We start from the raw sequence: 15687 nt of genomic DNA, 5'->3' as shown, positions 1-15687 counted from the left end.
ACATCAATCATGATTCTAAAACAAAGTACTCAGAACAGATTAAAGCGTCTCAATGACTGTGGTATCCACTACACCTTGTTGTTCCATATACTTTACTGTAGCTGTGGCGAGCATGTTTGCTGCAATGAGCATGCCTCTTTCATCAATATCAAATTTAGGATGATGATGAGGGTATGGTGTTCTTCCAACAATAGCTGCACCGGTATTGAAGAAGGTGCCAGGAACTTTTTGTAAATAGTAAGCGAAGTCTTCACCACCCATACGAGGGGCAATCTCTACAGCCGCAGTTACACCAGGAACCTCACCAGCTAATTGAGCAACAAACTTTGTTTCAGCTGCATGGTTGACAAGAGCTGGATAGCCATGAACATATTTATAATCATAACTTGCAGCCGCAGTTAAGCAGGTTCCTTCGATTACACGCTCGATTTCTCTTTCCATCCTATTCCTTATGTTTTCGTTAAAGGTTCGAACCGTTCCTGTAAGTGTGACAGAATCAGCTATGACATTGAATGCATTTTTGGCATCGAATTCACCAATAGAAAGAACAGCAGATTCGAGTGGATCAATACGGCGGCTAACGATTTGTTGGAGATTAACAATGAGTTGAGCGCCGAGAACGATACTGTCATTTGCTTCGTGAGGATGGGCGCCATGTCCACCTCTTCCCTGGAGTTTAATATGGAAGCGGTCAGCTGCTGCCATGAGTGGCCCAGAACGATAGCCGATTTCACCTAATGGTTCACCGGATGAAATATGTTGACCGAAAATAACATCGACCCCTTCCAAGCAACCATCTTCAATCATCGCAATCGCACCACCCGGCATATATTCTTCCGCATGTTGATGAATGAAGACAATTGTGCCCTCAATTTCATTTTGAAGTTTATTGAGTACTTTTGCTAAAACAAGTAATGTCGCTGTGTGTGTATCGTGACCGCAAGCATGCATGACACCGGGTTTTTTAGACTTATAAGGAAAATCATTTTCCTCATGAATGGGTAATGCATCGAAATCCGCTCTTAAAGCGATGGTTTTTCCGGGCTTTGCTCCATGTAATTTAGCGACAACACCACGCTCTCCTACACCAGTTCGGACTTCATGTCCAAGCTTTTGGTGATAGTTAGCAATGAATTTGGGTGTTTCCACTTCTTGAAAAGAAAGTTCAGGGTGCTGGTGCAAATGTCTTCTGATTTCAACCATTTCGTTATAATGTTCTTGTAGTAATGAATAAAGCTTTTCTAACATATAAATCCTCCTTCTATGTAAAAAAATATGGTGAATCCTTCATCACGTTTGAGTGAATAAGTTTATAATAGTTGAAGAGGAGAATAAATTCCAATATATTTTTAGAATATTTCGTTTTATTTCTTGCGGGAGGTGCCTTTCATGTTTATTGAAGACCGTTCAAAGACAAGGGAAAAGCTAGAAAGAGAGGAATTCTTGAAAGTAAGGTATTGGATGTCGCCTAATCCACCTTGTATTTCTTTAGGAGAAACATTAGGACAAGCTGGTGAAAAGATGAATCGATATCAAGTAAGTAGCTTACCAGTCATTGATGATCATAAGAAGCTAGTTGGCATCGTATCTATGAAAAAATTATTTTCTTATCTTCTTAAAGGTCAAGATAGAGATGTCACCATTCATCCGGTGCCAACGAGGAATTTTGCCTATGTCCGGTTGGATGATTCCATCCTCTATGCAGCTTCCTTTCCTTATGAGGAACTGCCAGTAGTAGATGAAAATGATTATGTTGTCGGAATGATTCATACAAGAGAGATGATGGATGGATATAAAAAATGGATTCATCGCATTGAACAGCAAGAGAATGCCACAGAAGTATTGAAGGTTATTTTAGAACGAGCTTACGAAGGGATCGCTGTTGTTGATCAGTATGGGGTCGTGCAGGAATTTAATGAAGCTTATAGTCAATTTATTGGTGTGAAGAGGGAGGATGCGATTGGCCGTCATGTGACTGAAGTGATTGAAAATACGAATCTTCATCAAACGGTTAAAACAGCTACACCAGAACGTGGGGTAGTCCAAAGAATAAATGGTCAAGATATGATCGTTCACCGTATTCCACTATGGCAAGATGGGAAAGTGATTGGTGCCATTGGCATGCTTATTTTTGAGGGTGTGACAGAAGTATATAAAATCTATCAATCATTACAAAAAAATCAACAAGAAAACAGTATTAATCGTCGGCCCTTCGTCGAACAACTTAAAAACGATCGCCATGTTACATTAGACGATATTGTTGGTGAAAGTAGGGAAATTAAAGAGATTAAGCGATTAACAAGGCGTGCTGCGCGTACAATGGCTACCACACTGATTACGGGAGAAAGCGGAACAGGGAAAGAAATGGTTGCGAAAAGCATGCATGTATTGAGTCCGTTTGCCGAGGGTCCTTTTATTAGTGTGAATTGCGGGGCAATCCCAGAAAGTCTGTTTGAATCAGAGCTATTTGGCTATGAAGAAGGTGCTTTTACTGGAGCAAAGAAAGGTGGGAAATTAGGTAAATTTGAATTGGCGCAGTATGGAACGCTCTTTTTAGATGAGATTGGCGAATTACCTTTAGTCATGCAAACGAAACTATTACGAGTCTTGCAAGAAAAAGAAGCGGAGAGAATTGGTGGTAACAAGAAATACCCGATTCGTGCGCGGATCATTGCCGCAACTAATCGTAACTTGAAAAAATGTATTCAAGAGGGGAGCTTCCGTGAGGATTTATATTATCGTCTAAATATCATCGAAATTCCCCTTCCTTCCTTAAAAGAAAGGAAAACAGACATTCCGTTATTATTAAATGAATATACGAAAAAAATCTGCAAGCAATATCAAATCGAAGAGAAAATCTACACACCTGAAGCAATTGGAATGCTTGTACAACGGGATTGGCCGGGTAATATTCGTGAACTTGTTAATGTCATAGAAAGGTTAGTTACCCTCGTCGAACAACCAGTGATTGACATTACCCATATACATACTTATTTAGAAGAACAACCAAAATCCATCACAAAGGAACCTTCTTTAATAGAAGAAGCGAAAGATATGGGGAGAAAACGGGAAAGAGACCTCATTATAGATACTTTGCGTCAAGTTGGTGGCAATAAGAAAAAGGCAGCGGAACGTTTAGGTATTCATCGAACCACATTATATCAAAAGTTGAAAAAGTTTCAATTATGAATGAGTGTAGATATTTCACTACATAAAATCTACACATGTAGTGATTCTACTACACTACAACCCTTACAATCTTTTGAATGTAAGGGTTTTCTTTTTGGCACATCAATTGCATATAAATAAATGTAAAGAGGAGGGAGAAAAATGAGTACGCAGATTTTTAGAACACCACAAACGGTCTTATATGGGAAAGGTTCTTTTGAAAAGCTTGGCGAGGAAGCCAGTTTAAGAGGAAAGAAAGCCCTTATTATTAGTGACCAAATTATTGATGGCCTAGGGTGGACGAAAAAAGCGGAAGCCATCTTAACAAAATCTAATGTTGAAACTATTCTTTATTTAGGTGTATCTACTGAACCAACTGATAAGTTTGTGGCAGAGGCATTATCTCTTTTTCAAAAGGAAGCCTGTGATTTAATTATTTCACTTGGAGGTGGAAGTTGCATTGACACAGCCAAAGCGGTAGCTGTATTAGCTACTAACAGTGGATATATTGGTGACTACATGGGCGCGGATAAATTAGCAAGTAGTGCGGCTATCGATCATATTTCTATTCCAACAACTGCTGGAACTGGATCTGAAGCAACAGATGCAACCATCATTACGAATACGACTAATGATGTCAAAATGATGATTAAACAACCAGTCTTTATGCCAACTGTAGCTATTGTGGATCCCGTGCTTTCGATGTCATCTCCCCAACATGTCACTGCAGCTACCGGGGTCGATGCGCTCAGTCACGCGATAGAAGCGTACATATCGAGAAAAGCACACCCAATGACAGATATGATGGCTTTATCAGCTATGAAATTAATTGTCGAGAATATCGAGACAGCTTTTACAGATGGTGAGGATTTAGAGGCAAGAGAGGCAATGGCATTAGGTTCAATGCAAGCAGGGATGGCATTTTCTAACGCAAGTGTGTGTCTTGTGCACGGAATGTCAAGACCGATAGGTGCACTTTTCCATGTGCCCCATGGCTACTCCAATGCTATGCTATTGCCGGCTGTTCTAGAGTTTAGTAGAGAAGCTTGTGTCGATCGGCTAGCCGATTTAGGAAGAATCTTTACTAAAGGAAGTGAGCCTCTCACAAATGAACAAGCAGCTGATTTGGCAGTAGAATCCGTTAAAACGTTATGTGTGAACTTAAATATTCCTAATCTGTCTGGATGGGGAATAGATGAGAGTCTATTTAAACAATCGATTAGTAAAATGACGCATGATGCCATTGCAAGCGGTAGTCCTGGGAATAACCCGAGAGTGCCAACAGTTTCTGAGTTAGAAGATTTATATCTTGCTTGCTATCATTATCAATTTGCTCAAAAGGAACAAGTGAAGTAATAGTCCGGGGGAGGGCGTTTAAATGTTAGGAATGCTAGGGTTAATATTAGGTTTAGTCCTACTGATGTTTTTAACATTAAGAGGCATTAATATCATTATTGCTGCCATTCTAAGCTCGATTGTTGTTGCCATAACAGGTGGCTTAAATTTAGAGAAGGCACTGGCAGGTTATTATATGGACGGCTTCACAAATTATTTTGCCTCTTGGTTCTTAATTTTCTTACTAGGAGCGATTTTTGGGAAGATAATGCATGAGACAGGTGCCGCTGAGAGCATTGCCCAATGGATTAAGAGAACATTAGGCGCGAAAAGAGCTGTATTTGCCGTAGTGGCTGCAGCCGCAATCATGACTTATGGTGGAGTAAGTTTATTTGTGGTCGGTTTTGCTGTTTATCCTATTGCTGTTTCATTATTTAGAGCGGCGAATCTTCCACATCGATTTATCCCTGCTGCCCTTGTGTTTGGATCGATTTCTTTTACGATGACCGCACCAGGTAGTCCAGAAATTCAAAACTTAATTCCAACTGAGTTTTTCGGTACAACTCCCACGGCTGGCGGTTGGGTCGGGGTACTCATGGCACTTCTTGTAATGATTACGGGAGGACTGTTATTAAGCAAATTCGTTCAAAATGCTGTTAAAAGAGGGGAAACTTTCTCATTACCAGGAAATAGGGCAAAAGAAGAAGTATCTGCAGGTTTGGCGGAGAAAACAGAAGGAGAAATCTTGGTAGAGGAAAAAACATTACCTCATATTGTTTTCTCAATTTTGCCATTAATCTGTGTTATTGTTATGCTAAATATTATTGCACAGTTTGCTTCTTCTACTGCAGCAGCCCTTATTTCATTAACGGCTGGTATTGTCCTTGCATGTCTGACGATGTACAAGTTTTTAGCACAATTTTGGAATGCGTTAGCAAAAGGAGCACAAGATGCACTTGTCGCCGTTGCGAATACTTGTGCGGTCGTTGGCTTTGGTAGTGTAGCTGCTCAAGTGTCTGCATTCGATTCTGTAGTCGATGGACTTGTAAGTTTGCCAGGTCCACCTATATTAGGTTTGGCGGTGGCCGTCACATTAATTTGTGGAATTACAGGATCAGCCTCAGGTGGTCTAGGTATTGCCCTACCTATTTTAGCGCCGATCTATTTAGCTCAAGGGGTCGATCCAGGAGCTATGCACCGTGTAGCGACATTGGCTTCAGGTGGTCTAGATTCTATGCCGCATAACGGTTATGTTGTTACAACAGTGCGAGCGATTTGTGGAGAAACACATAAACGTGCGTACTGGCCAATATTCTGGCTCAGTGTAGTTATTCCAACCATTGCTATGTTACTAGCAGTAGTCTTGTATTCTATATTTTAAAATTTGAGAGGAGTATAACAAATGACAACAACTACAACATCTACATTAAAGAATTTTATTAACGGACAATGGGTAGAGGCAAAAACAGAAAACTATCAACCGGTTCCTAATCCAGCAACTGGTGAAGAGTTAGCGCAAGTACCGATCTCAACTATTGATGATGTCAACGAAGCAGTAAAAGCAGCAAGCGAGGCATTCAAAACGTGGAGTCAAACGCCAGTACCAAAAAGGGCACGCGTACTTTTTAAATATCAACAACTACTGGTCGACCACTGGGATGAGTTGGCACAGCTTGTGACCGAAGAAAATGGAAAAAGCTTTAAAGAAGCATATGGTGAAGTACAACGTGGGATTGAGTGTGTAGAATTTGCTGCGGGTGCACCGTCGTTAATGATGGGTAAACAACTACCTGATATCGCCACAAATATCGAATCGGGTATGTATCGCTATCCTGTGGGGGTAGTGGGTGGTATTACACCTTTTAATTTCCCGATGATGGTCCCATGCTGGATGTTCCCATTAGCCATCGCTTGTGGTAACTCATTTGTATTGAAGCCATCAGAAAGAACACCTTTACTTGCTAATCGCTTAGCAGAATTATTTAAAGAAGCAGGATTGCCAGATGGCGTATTGAATATCGTTCACGGTGCACATGATGTCGTGAATGGTTTATTGGAACATAAGGACGTTCCAGCTATTTCATTCGTTGGATCCCAACCTGTTGCTGAATATGTATACAAAACAGCTTCCTCTCACGGCAAGCGAGTACAGGCGTTGGCGGGAGCGAAAAACCATTCTATCGTTATGCCAACAGCTGATTTAGACGCTGCAGTTAAAGAAATTATTGGTGCAGCATATGGCTCTGCAGGAGAGCGTTGCATGGCATGTTCAGTTGTCGTGGCAGTAGATGATGTGATTGAGCCCTTATTACAAAAATTAAATACCGCTGCTGATCAAATTACAATTGGTAATGGTATGGACGAAAATGTATTCTTAGGACCAGTGATTCGCCCAGAGCACAAAGCACGTACAGCTAGTTATATTGAATCAGGGGAAGAAGAAGGTGCCGTTTTGGTACGTGATGGACGTAAGGATGAAGCTTACCATGAAGATGGTTATTTTATCGGGCCAACCATTTTTGATAAAGTAACACCGGAAATGAAGATTTGGAAGGATGAAATCTTCGCACCCGTTTTATCAATTATCCGTGTATCATCTCTCCAAGAAGCAATTGATCTAACGAACCAATCAGAATTCGGAAACGGTGCTTGCTTGTTTACAAAAAGCGGCAGCGATGTCCGTCAGTTCAGAGAACGTATCCAAGTGGGTATGCTAGGGGTAAATATCGGGGTACCAGCACCAATGGCCTTCTTCCCATTCTCAGGTTGGAAAAATTCATTCTATGGTGATCTTCACGCAAATGGTAGTGATGGTGTGGAATTTTACACACGTAGAAAAATGCTCACTCAACGCTGGGAGTTTTGATCGATTTAAAAGGAATTTGTCGAAAATAAAGGATTCTCTTCCTTTTTTCAAGAATATTTCTGGGGAAATAAAATGAATCGGAGGGGAATATGTTGGCAAATGACAGTTTGTATCAAAAATCAAAGATTAGAAGAATTGGAGAATTAGGAAAGTCAGCAGCGGAAGCCAATAAAACCTTTTTTGCCTTTGATAAGGCAGCATTAGCGGATGGCGCCATTACGGAAAGAACGAAAGAAATTATTGCTGTCGCCTGTGCTCATGTTACGGGGTGTCCGTATTGCATTGAAATCCATGTAGGTAATGCAAAGAAATTGGGGGTTTCAAAAGAGGAAATTACAGAAGCAGTCTTAGTAGCGACCGCTCTTAAAGCAGGCTCTGCCTTCGCACATGGCACTCATGCGTTAAATGCTTATGAGGAAGTAGAAGCAGATAACCTCTACCAAGCGGCTAATATAAAGAGAATGACTGAGTTGAAAGACTATGCTCCAGATGCGGTAAAAGGTTTCTTTGGCTTTGATGAAGCAGCTATGAAAGACGGGGCCATCAATAAAAAAGATAAAGAGCTTATTGCTGTCGCCGTTGCTCATATTACAGGTTGCGCCTACTGTATTGACATACACACAAAGAATGCGAAAAGACTCGGGATTACAAAAGAAGAACTTGTCGAAAGCATCTTTGTCGCAACTGCTTTAAAAGCAGGTTCCGCGCTAGCACACGGTATCAATGCATTAAATGCCTATGATGAATAGGTGAAATTAGATCACTCCACGGACATCATGCCCGTGGGGTTTTTTTGATAGGTTAAATGGGGAGTCTAATAGTTTAGCCTCTCCTGAATAAAGTGGGAGAGATTAGGGTTACAACTAAGGGGATTGGCGTAGCTGTTAGCGTATGGGGTTCACGAGCACAAGAGGGAGGGGAGCTGTTAGAAGTGTTAGCAGAATGAGAAATGTACACAAAAGATTAGAAAAATACCAGTTGTACTGACAAATCACAAATGTGAACAAATGCTCTTTTTAGAAAACCGTCACTTGCCATATCTGTGCGTAATAACCGTGAAGGATGTCATCTACTAAGGTATAATAGAGTTATGACATATAAAGGACGACATGCTTATGAAAAAACAATTATATTGGCTCCCTAGTATTTTGTGGATGGCAATGATCTTTATTTTATCTCATCAACCAGGGACGCAATCAAGTCAATTAAGTGGTGGGATTACAGAAGTTATCGCTGCTTGGGTTCCATTTTCAATTGAAAACTTACATACTTTAGAGACTTTTATTCGCAAAAACGCGCATTTTTTTGCTTATTTTATTTTAGGGATATTTATTCTTTTTGCTATAAGACAAGGGAATATACTTACTCGTCAAAAGCTGCTTATATCCTGGATTCTCACAACAGTTTATGCGGCGTCTGATGAATTTCATCAACTTTTTATTCCAGGGCGTTCGGGTGAAGTAAGGGATGTATTAATTGATAGTGTCGGCGCAGCAACAGGGCTTATTTTATTTTCTATCGTTTATTATTGGCGGAAAAGTAAAAATCGTGGGTCCTTATAGTTACAAGAAGGTTCAAAAGGAGAAACGCCCACACAAAGACGGTTCAAAATCAACATGAGATCGAAAATCACAAGAAGTGTGGGCAAATTTATAAAGTCCGCACTTGCTCCAATCACCCATTATGCAGACATCAGTCGCTTTTATCTAGAAAGACTTTTACATTACAATTAAACTAAGCACCAATACAGCATTAATCACATGCTTAATGACGAGGCGCTAGTAACATCACGCCAACACCAACCAAGCAGATGGCAGCTCCAATCCAGTCATACATATCAGGCGCTTTTTTATCAATGCCCCAGCCCCAAAGGACAGACAAAATAATGAATACACCACCATAGGCAGCATACACACGTCCGAAAGATGGGAAGGTTTGAAAGGTAGCAATCACACCATATAAGGCTAAGGCAACACCACCGCCAATTCCCCAATAAAAAGGTTTCCCCTCCCTTAGCCATAGCCAAATGAAATAACCGCCGCCAATTTCTGCAATTCCGGCAAATAAAAATAGTATAATCGCACTCAAGATTTACTCAACTCCTATTTTCTGTTTATGGTAAAATATAGGTAACGATAACTAGGAAGAGGTCAGCTGATGAAAAAATTTATAATATTCTTACTAAGTTTCATCGTTCTTAGTTATGTATTAGAAATCGGATCCGGTCTAATCTTGACACTTATGTATACACCAGAGATTACATTTGCTACAACGCAAAGTCAAACAGTAGAATTTGGGGCCATTGCTAACCCGTTCCCTTATTCATTTGCATTACTCGCCGGCTGTATCGCTTATTTTCTATCTCAACGATTATATCATGCGAAGTAAACTTGAGGTGATGGTTTGAAAAAGAATAAAGACGAAGAGAGCAAAATGAAGACAGATGATGACTGGAATAGAACTTTTTACGGTACGCCAACTGTTGGGGGAATGGCTATTGTTCTTGCCATCATAGGGTATATCATTTATCAAGTGTTAATGAGTTAGTACAATCAAAATGATGTTCTTTAAGAGCATCTTTTTTTATGGAGCATGAATATAAGGAGTGATTCAATGCTAACCTTCAGTTTCATCGGCTTCTATTTGATGCCAGTCCTATGTATTGTTTTTTGCTTAAATTTGGTTTCCCTTTTGAAGAAAATCCGTGATGAAAAAGAAACAGAGAAGAATACTTTTTGGCTGACAGTATCGTTTAGCTTAATCATTTATACGATCATGAGTCTAGCAGCTAGGTAGAAAACAAAAAAAAGCCCCTTCGATTGAAGGGCTACTCCTTTTTCACTAATTGCGAAGCTTTACGGCCACCGGCAGCTTTTTCATAGGCATAGGCCATACCAAGTATGTCACCTTCGCTCCACATTGTACTGAAAAAAGCGAGGTTAAAGGGGGAGCCGTTACTATAAAACCCTGCTGGTATTGTTATGAGTGGCAATCCACTAATATTAATTTCGGATATGGTAGAAGTCGCAACATCCTCACGATCTAAAGTTGGTACATCTTCTAGCATTGTTGGGTAAACAAAAGCATCTAATTGTTGCTCAGCCATAATGTAGGTAATGGTGCGTAACAGTTCGTTCTTCGTTTCTTTAAAGCGTGTTAAATCAGGTAAGCGTTCAGCATTTTCGAAAGCTTTGTCGGTTTCAAGTGGTCGGACAAAGGAAGCTAAGGGCTGGTCTCCTTCCCAAGGTATTGCTCCCGCCTTTAAGAAAACTTTTTCCATATTTAACGAAGGATCAAGGTTTTTGAAGTATTGATTAAGGTCGTAAAAAAAGGATTCTCTTCCAATCATTGTATCAATAGTTTTCATATATGGAGCCAGTGGCTTTACATGAAAAGGATCTTCAATCACCTCTGCACCCAGTGATTGCAATATTGAAATACTTTTTTTATAAAGTGCTTCCGTTTCTGCCGTCATTTTCGTTTCTCGCCAACTAGGGCCGTATAAACCAATTCTTTTCCCTTTCAAAGCATGTGATGAAAGGAAAGAGGTATAGCCCTTCTCTGGAATCGTACTAGAAATGGTTTTAGCATCATCAGGTGAATAGCCAGCGATAACATCAAGCATAATCGCTGCATCCCGCACCGTTCTGGCATGCGGCCCTAATACATCTCTTGTACTGCCAGCAAGCGGAGTCACACCTGTAGTAGGAATGAGTCCGAATGAAGGTTTAATGCCAACAATTCCTTGCGCTGCTGCTGGTACTTGTATGGAACCCGCTGTTTCTTCTGCTACTCCAAGAACGGTAAAATTACCAGATACGGCAGTAGCCGTGCCACTACTACTACCACCAGGTGTTAATTTTCTATTTACCGCGTTGTATGTAGGACCTTTCCAACTAGTATTTGCGTGGTATGCACAACTAAAGGCAGGGATATTTGTTTTGCCGAGTATGATGGCATCAGCTGCTTTTAATCTAGAGATAATGGTGGCATCTTTCTGCGGTAATAATTCTATTCCACCTGTATGTTTAGAGAGTGGAGCCCAGCCAAATGTAGATGGAAAACCAACCATATCGACAGCTTCTTTCACAACTACGGGGATACCTGCTAATGGACCCACCTTTTCCCCACGCATCCGTTTCGCATCGATGGTTTTCGCATCAGTAAGCGCCTGTTCGTTCATAAATGTAAAAGCATTATATGTCGATTCATATTGTTCAATGCGCTCAAGAAAAGATCGAATGACTTCTTCAACTGTATACTCACCTGTATCATACAATTTGTGAAGCTGTTCAATTGTTATTTCCTCAAATAAAAATAAATGCTGATTTTCTGATCGTAACGAGTGCGTTTTCATCACATCATCTCCCTTCAACATTTGTGTATTTAATCTATACTATTACAATTGAGGAGAATTTGCATGATTATTGTTAGAAAATTTAACAAAATATGTTATTGTGTTTGTGAGATGGGTTGATTCAAATCGGCCAGGAGGTGGTTAAATGTTATCGAGAAAGAACTTTTTTATTTTACTCTTGCCATTCTTTCTTCTCTTTGGTTGCCAAGGTGCAGAAGAAGAAGAATTATTCCGATATAAGGGTGCCTATATTGGTGACAATAGTGCCGTTGGAAATATACTGAATGAGACAACGGACTCGATCGATTATTTTGAATTAAAGACAGATCAAGAACCGTATGGTTTAGAAGTATTTTATCATGAAGTCAATGATGGAGAGGCATTAATGAAAAAACAAGCGACTGTTCTTTTTTCCTTAGTGCGAAACGTGGAATGGATAAGTTTTCATGTGAATGGAAGTGAAACGAAAGTAACGAGAGGTGAAGTAAACAGTTGGTATGAAAAAGATATAGCAGGTGTAGGGAGCCAAAAGGAGCTAGAGCAATTAATAAACAGTTGGAACTAGATCCATTCTACCTATGACTGCTGAACTACAGGCCTGCATCGTCACTTTTGCAGGTCTTTTTTTAATACTAAAACTACCTAGTAAATTGGAATGAGAGATAAGTATTTGGTAGAACAAGTGACCTATTAAATGGATGTGGAAGGTTGAATATTTTTCCTTATTTTTCTTGTTGTACATATAGGTAATTGGATTTAAAAGTCTTGCTAGCAAAGGAGTGGAAGCACTTCTTCTCTATTATTCAAGTGTGAATGAGTGTAAATAATAGGAAAAAAGAGAAAAACATAGATATCAATAATATATTCTGAATTTTTGGTAAACTATTACGTTTTTCATTATGATGCGTCTCATTTATACTACGTGTAGTGTTTTTTATCAAGAACAATATAGAACATATGAAAGAACAAATGACAAATGAAAGGGGGAAAGTGATGATTCTAGGATATAAGTCACGGTAGTTGAATACTAGCTTTACTTTGTCCTAATAATGAACACACATCTATGGTTGATTCCCCTATGAAAAATAAATGAGAGCAAGAAAGGACAGTATGAGAGTGAAAAAGGTAACGACCATCACAATCATTATTTGTCTCATGATTGGTCTAACAGGTGTCTTCGTTCAAGCATTTTCGAGCGAATCTCTAGGAAAGTGGAGTAATGAATTATTCGAGATAAGTGAGGAACAGACCAATAATGAGCTGGCAACCGCCTATGAATCTTGGTCTGAACAAATGAAACAGCAAAAGCTAGATGCACAACTAACCTATGAAAAAGCAATGGAAAAAAACGTAGTAGTTTCAAGTGAAGAAGCGAAAAAAGAGATCAACCAATACTTAACTTTATACAAAGTAGATATTCAAAACATAAAAAAAGAACTAAGCCATTCATTTCATACGTATGAAGGTGAAAAGAAGGAAGAACTTAAATCTGAGATGGATCAAGAAATACGATTATTTTTAGAAGAAACGTTAGAAAAATAAATTTCGACAAAGGGGTCGGGAAGATGAAAAAGAAAATCATAGCTGGTGCAGTTACAGTCGGATTGCTAACCGGAGCAGGCTTCTCGTTAGCGAATACAGATGCGGGACAGGCTTTGAAAACTTGGTATGATAACTTATTTAACCAAACAAGTGCTGAGGTTCTAAGTGAATCGGATGCCAATTTTGAACAGTTATTAACAGAGCTCAGAGCAGAAAATGAAACATTAAAGGAGTTAGCAGCCAGTCAAATTGACGAGAAAACATTGCGTGAAATTGAAGGTTCTACTTTAGCTATTGACCAGGCCAAATATGAACATATTGCATCCCTAGATAGTGAGAAATTGTTGATCTTGGAAAATATGGATTATCAATTCTATCAACTATTTTTAGAAGGCTATTTTCATATTAAGGCAAAAGGCGATTTAATGCAGGAGGAAGCAACGGCTGGTTTCCAAGCTTTTGCTAGTGAGAAGGGCCAGTCGGCTTTAGAGCAAGTCACAGCGGAATTAAATCAAGCGAAAGCAGATGCAGTAACAGAACTTGAGCAAGAGATTGTAGCAGCGAAACAGGAAATTGTTACAAAAGTAGAATCTCAAGTTGAAATTAGTAGTCGAAATCTTCGTAATCAGGCGAATTGGAAGGCTGAAGAAATTCGAGAGGCATTAGATGCCATCCTTGCTAATTTAGTCGCAGAACAAGAGGCTGCTATAACAGCGAAAGCCGCTGAACTAGAGGCAGATGCAAAGATGAGTTTAGATGACGTTGTCAACAATATTGTCAATGATTAATTCGTTTCAGGGCCAGCTTGCTTGGCCCTGGAAATCTTGTAAAGGGAGGAAAACAAAATGAATCATAAAAAAAGTAAATATATCAAAATATTGTTTAGTTGCCTTTTCGCAGGTTTCCTTCTTTCTGTTAGTTTTCGATTTGTGTCTGCAGGTGAAGATATGGAATCGATGCTAACGAATTGGTTCTCTGCAAAAAAAGCAGCGTCCATCGCCGAGATAGAAACGGCTGTAAACGAAGAAAAAAATAAGCAAATTGTTAAATTAAAAGAAGAAATCCCACAAAAACTAGCAGCAGCAGATCAACAAATAAAACAGAAAACGGAGTCAGAAGTAGCCAAACGTGTAGCTGAATTAGAAGCGTACACAAATGAATTGATCCAAAATTACGATCCAACCATTGAGGAGAATCAGAAAAAAATCGCTGAGTTAGAAGCCATAATGGAAGCAGCAAAGGCTGATATGACGGCAGTAGCTGAGGAGTAGTTGAGTGGATCCATTCTTAACTGATTCCACGACTTCATCACTAACACGGCCCGTGCCTTTATTGATAAAATTTGATTCGATGTGGGTTGAAACCAATCAAACAGAGATCCGCATTCGAAAGCTTGACGCGCTACCGGGTTAAACGAATCAAATTTACCGATGTCTCCAGTTAATTGACGTGTTTCCCACCTAATCTAACAAAAATAATCCAACACCTCCCTATATTGCTGCGTTTTCATATTAATCCACTCTAAGATTATTAAAATTTAAAAATCACCTGTCCTCATCTAAACCCAATCAAACTTCAATCTAAACTATGGATTCCAATTTCTAAGGTCATTTACCGCACCATACAAAAAGAACAAAGACCAAAAAGTCTTTGTTCACGCGTAACTTATTTTCAATGGTTCTCATTGATAGTGGGTGCTATTTCCAAACGATTAATAAAACTTCACTACGCGCTCAAGAGGTAGTCTAGTTGTATTAAAGGCAGGTGCAGCGCTTTTGCCAATAGCGATTAATGTAATGGGGAATATGTTTTCTTCTAGCTCAAATTGATTGGCGAAGGCAGCTTTATCGAAGCCTCCCATTACGATTGTATCTAGCTCACGTTCTTTTGCGAGCAGAAGCAATTGCATTGAAATCAGACCAGCATCATAGCTTGCGATGTTCATTAGTCCTTCTTTCGGTTGGGCAGGATAAAATTGGTGTGTATTGCTGATGGTACGGTCAGCAATGGATTGATCCATGTAACCAGCTTCGACATTTTGAGTATAGATTTCCTCAACATTTTTATAAGCCTCCGTATCACCAAGTACGGCAATAACAGCAGAAGCATTTTCTACAATCTTTTGGTTGTTGCCAAATACAGGTAAAGCCTTTTTCATTGCTTCATCTTGGATAGCGATAAATCTCCATGATTGTAAATTACTAGAAGAAGGAGCTGAAATAGCATGTGCTAATAGTTCCTCTAAACTTTCTTGATTTATTTTAAAAGAAGGATCGAATACCCTCACAGACTTGCGTTCATTCATAAGAGTAACTAATTCTGACATTTAACTCTCCACCTTTACTTATGTTTAGTAAGTTTATTTCGTTTATAAACTTACCATTCGTAAGTTATGTTGTCAACTAATGAATATATGGTA

The 15687-nt window shown here is 39.5% G+C and carries 17 protein-coding genes; 13 read left to right on the top strand and 4 right to left on the bottom strand.

All coding sequences use genetic code 11. The annotated features are described in order from the left end of the window. Window positions 1–39 precede the first annotated feature (39 nt). The gene (locus tag MKX83_RS21395) at window positions 40–1248 is read right to left on the bottom strand and encodes a M20 family metallopeptidase (protein WP_224937218.1); all 1209 of its coding nucleotides are present in this window, start codon (window positions 1246–1248) and stop codon (window positions 40–42) included. A gap of 141 nt (window positions 1249–1389) precedes the next feature. Between MKX83_RS21395 and MKX83_RS21390 the strand changes: the two genes are divergently transcribed. The 6 genes from MKX83_RS21390 to MKX83_RS21365 all read left to right on the top strand — a co-directional run bounded on the left by MKX83_RS21390 (window position 1390) and on the right by MKX83_RS21365 (window position 8931). Then, window positions 1390–3189, top strand: a complete 1800-nt coding sequence (locus MKX83_RS21390) for a sigma 54-interacting transcriptional regulator (RefSeq protein WP_341057829.1) — start codon at window positions 1390–1392, stop codon at window positions 3187–3189. Between the two features lie 141 nt (window positions 3190–3330). Then, a complete protein-coding gene (locus MKX83_RS21385; protein ID WP_341057827.1) occupies window positions 3331–4524 on the top strand; it encodes an iron-containing alcohol dehydrogenase in 1194 nt (397 codons plus the stop codon). 22 nt (window positions 4525–4546) lie between these two features. Continuing rightward, window positions 4547–5884 (top strand): GntP family permease, encoded by a 1338-nt coding sequence (locus MKX83_RS21380; protein WP_341057823.1) that lies wholly within the window; start codon window positions 4547–4549, stop codon window positions 5882–5884. A 21-nt stretch (window positions 5885–5905) separates the two neighbouring features. Next, window positions 5906–7369: a CoA-acylating methylmalonate-semialdehyde dehydrogenase gene (locus MKX83_RS21375; RefSeq protein ID WP_095371764.1), complete on the top strand. Its 1464-nt coding sequence runs from the start codon at window positions 5906–5908 to the stop codon at window positions 7367–7369. A gap of 89 nt (window positions 7370–7458) precedes the next feature. Further along, the gene (locus tag MKX83_RS21370) at window positions 7459–8118 is read left to right on the top strand and encodes a carboxymuconolactone decarboxylase family protein (protein ID WP_445293169.1); all 660 of its coding nucleotides are present in this window, start codon (window positions 7459–7461) and stop codon (window positions 8116–8118) included. A gap of 366 nt (window positions 8119–8484) precedes the next feature. After that, complete coding sequence (locus MKX83_RS21365; protein ID WP_341057815.1) at window positions 8485–8931, top strand: VanZ family protein; 447 nt, start codon at window positions 8485–8487, stop codon at window positions 8929–8931. A 202-nt stretch (window positions 8932–9133) separates the two neighbouring features. On the opposite strand, the gene MKX83_RS21360 is transcribed toward MKX83_RS21365, so the two are convergent. Further along, window positions 9134–9460 carry a YnfA family protein gene (locus MKX83_RS21360; protein WP_341058653.1) on the bottom strand — a complete coding sequence of 109 codons (327 nt, stop codon included), beginning with the start codon at window positions 9458–9460 and terminating at the stop codon, window positions 9134–9136. Window positions 9461–9526: 66 nt separating this feature from the next. On the opposite strand from MKX83_RS21360, the gene MKX83_RS21355 reads away from it, so the two are divergent. From MKX83_RS21355 to MKX83_RS21345, 3 genes are all read left to right on the top strand, one after another. Next, window positions 9527–9757, top strand: a complete 231-nt coding sequence (locus MKX83_RS21355; RefSeq protein WP_341057812.1) for a hypothetical protein — start codon at window positions 9527–9529, stop codon at window positions 9755–9757. Window positions 9758–9772: 15 nt separating this feature from the next. Continuing rightward, window positions 9773–9916, top strand: a complete 144-nt coding sequence (locus tag MKX83_RS21350; protein ID WP_341057808.1) for a hypothetical protein — start codon at window positions 9773–9775, stop codon at window positions 9914–9916. A 66-nt stretch (window positions 9917–9982) separates the two neighbouring features. Next, complete coding sequence (locus MKX83_RS21345; RefSeq protein ID WP_224937211.1) at window positions 9983–10165, top strand: hypothetical protein; 183 nt, start codon at window positions 9983–9985, stop codon at window positions 10163–10165. A gap of 31 nt (window positions 10166–10196) precedes the next feature. Here MKX83_RS21345 and MKX83_RS21340 read toward each other — a convergent pair whose 3' ends face one another. Beyond that, window positions 10197–11726, bottom strand: coding sequence for an amidase (locus MKX83_RS21340; RefSeq protein WP_341057804.1), 1530 nt, complete (start codon window positions 11724–11726; stop codon window positions 10197–10199). Window positions 11727–11871: 145 nt separating this feature from the next. On the opposite strand from MKX83_RS21340, the gene MKX83_RS21335 reads away from it, so the two are divergent. The 4 genes from MKX83_RS21335 (at window position 11872) to MKX83_RS21320 (ending at window position 14539) form a co-directional block, all read left to right on the top strand. Next, window positions 11872–12291 (top strand): DUF4825 domain-containing protein, encoded by a 420-nt coding sequence (locus MKX83_RS21335; RefSeq protein WP_224937209.1) that lies wholly within the window; start codon window positions 11872–11874, stop codon window positions 12289–12291. Window positions 12292–12842: 551 nt separating this feature from the next. Further along, a complete protein-coding gene (locus tag MKX83_RS21330) occupies window positions 12843–13268 on the top strand; it encodes a hypothetical protein (RefSeq protein ID WP_224937208.1) in 426 nt (141 codons plus the stop codon). A 23-nt stretch (window positions 13269–13291) separates the two neighbouring features. Continuing rightward, the gene (locus tag MKX83_RS21325) at window positions 13292–14056 is read left to right on the top strand and encodes a hypothetical protein (RefSeq protein WP_224937207.1); all 765 of its coding nucleotides are present in this window, start codon (window positions 13292–13294) and stop codon (window positions 14054–14056) included. Between the two features lie 57 nt (window positions 14057–14113). Further along, window positions 14114–14539 (top strand): hypothetical protein, encoded by a 426-nt coding sequence (locus MKX83_RS21320; RefSeq protein WP_341057797.1) that lies wholly within the window; start codon window positions 14114–14116, stop codon window positions 14537–14539. 440 nt (window positions 14540–14979) lie between these two features. Here MKX83_RS21320 and MKX83_RS21315 read toward each other — a convergent pair whose 3' ends face one another. Next, complete coding sequence (locus MKX83_RS21315) at window positions 14980–15594, bottom strand: nitroreductase family protein (protein ID WP_341057794.1); 615 nt, start codon at window positions 15592–15594, stop codon at window positions 14980–14982. Window positions 15595–15687 lie beyond the last annotated feature (93 nt).

The sequence above is a fragment of the Cytobacillus sp. FSL M8-0252 genome, from assembly GCF_038007345.1.
GTDB classification, from domain to species: domain Bacteria; phylum Bacillota; class Bacilli; order Bacillales; family Cytobacillaceae; genus Cytobacillus; species Cytobacillus kochii.
Note: the sequence above shows the minus strand (reverse complement) of the source record. Positions and strands in the feature narration are given on the sequence as shown.

Bases quoted from the DNA above. Each gene is read 5' to 3' on its own strand.
- MKX83_RS21395 (WP_224937218.1), bottom strand. From the start codon at position 1,248: ATGTTAGAAAAGCTTTATTCATTACTACAAGAACATTATAACGAAATG.
- MKX83_RS21390 (WP_341057829.1), top strand. From the start codon at position 1,390: ATGTTTATTGAAGACCGTTCAAAGACAAGGGAAAAGCTAGAAAGAGAG.
- MKX83_RS21385 (WP_341057827.1), top strand. From the start codon at position 3,331: ATGAGTACGCAGATTTTTAGAACACCACAAACGGTCTTATATGGGAAA.
- MKX83_RS21380 (WP_341057823.1), top strand. From the start codon at position 4,547: ATGTTAGGAATGCTAGGGTTAATATTAGGTTTAGTCCTACTGATGTTT.
- MKX83_RS21375 (WP_095371764.1), top strand. From the start codon at position 5,906: ATGACAACAACTACAACATCTACATTAAAGAATTTTATTAACGGACAA.
- MKX83_RS21370 (WP_445293169.1), top strand. From the start codon at position 7,459: ATGTTGGCAAATGACAGTTTGTATCAAAAATCAAAGATTAGAAGAATT.
- MKX83_RS21365 (WP_341057815.1), top strand. From the start codon at position 8,485: ATGAAAAAACAATTATATTGGCTCCCTAGTATTTTGTGGATGGCAATG.
- MKX83_RS21355 (WP_341057812.1), top strand. From the start codon at position 9,527: ATGAAAAAATTTATAATATTCTTACTAAGTTTCATCGTTCTTAGTTAT.
- MKX83_RS21345 (WP_224937211.1), top strand. From the start codon at position 9,983: ATGCTAACCTTCAGTTTCATCGGCTTCTATTTGATGCCAGTCCTATGT.
- MKX83_RS21340 (WP_341057804.1), bottom strand. From the start codon at position 11,726: ATGAAAACGCACTCGTTACGATCAGAAAATCAGCATTTATTTTTATTT.
- MKX83_RS21335 (WP_224937209.1), top strand. From the start codon at position 11,872: ATGTTATCGAGAAAGAACTTTTTTATTTTACTCTTGCCATTCTTTCTT.
- MKX83_RS21325 (WP_224937207.1), top strand. From the start codon at position 13,292: ATGAAAAAGAAAATCATAGCTGGTGCAGTTACAGTCGGATTGCTAACC.
- MKX83_RS21320 (WP_341057797.1), top strand. From the start codon at position 14,114: ATGAATCATAAAAAAAGTAAATATATCAAAATATTGTTTAGTTGCCTT.
- MKX83_RS21315 (WP_341057794.1), bottom strand. From the start codon at position 15,594: ATGTCAGAATTAGTTACTCTTATGAATGAACGCAAGTCTGTGAGGGTA.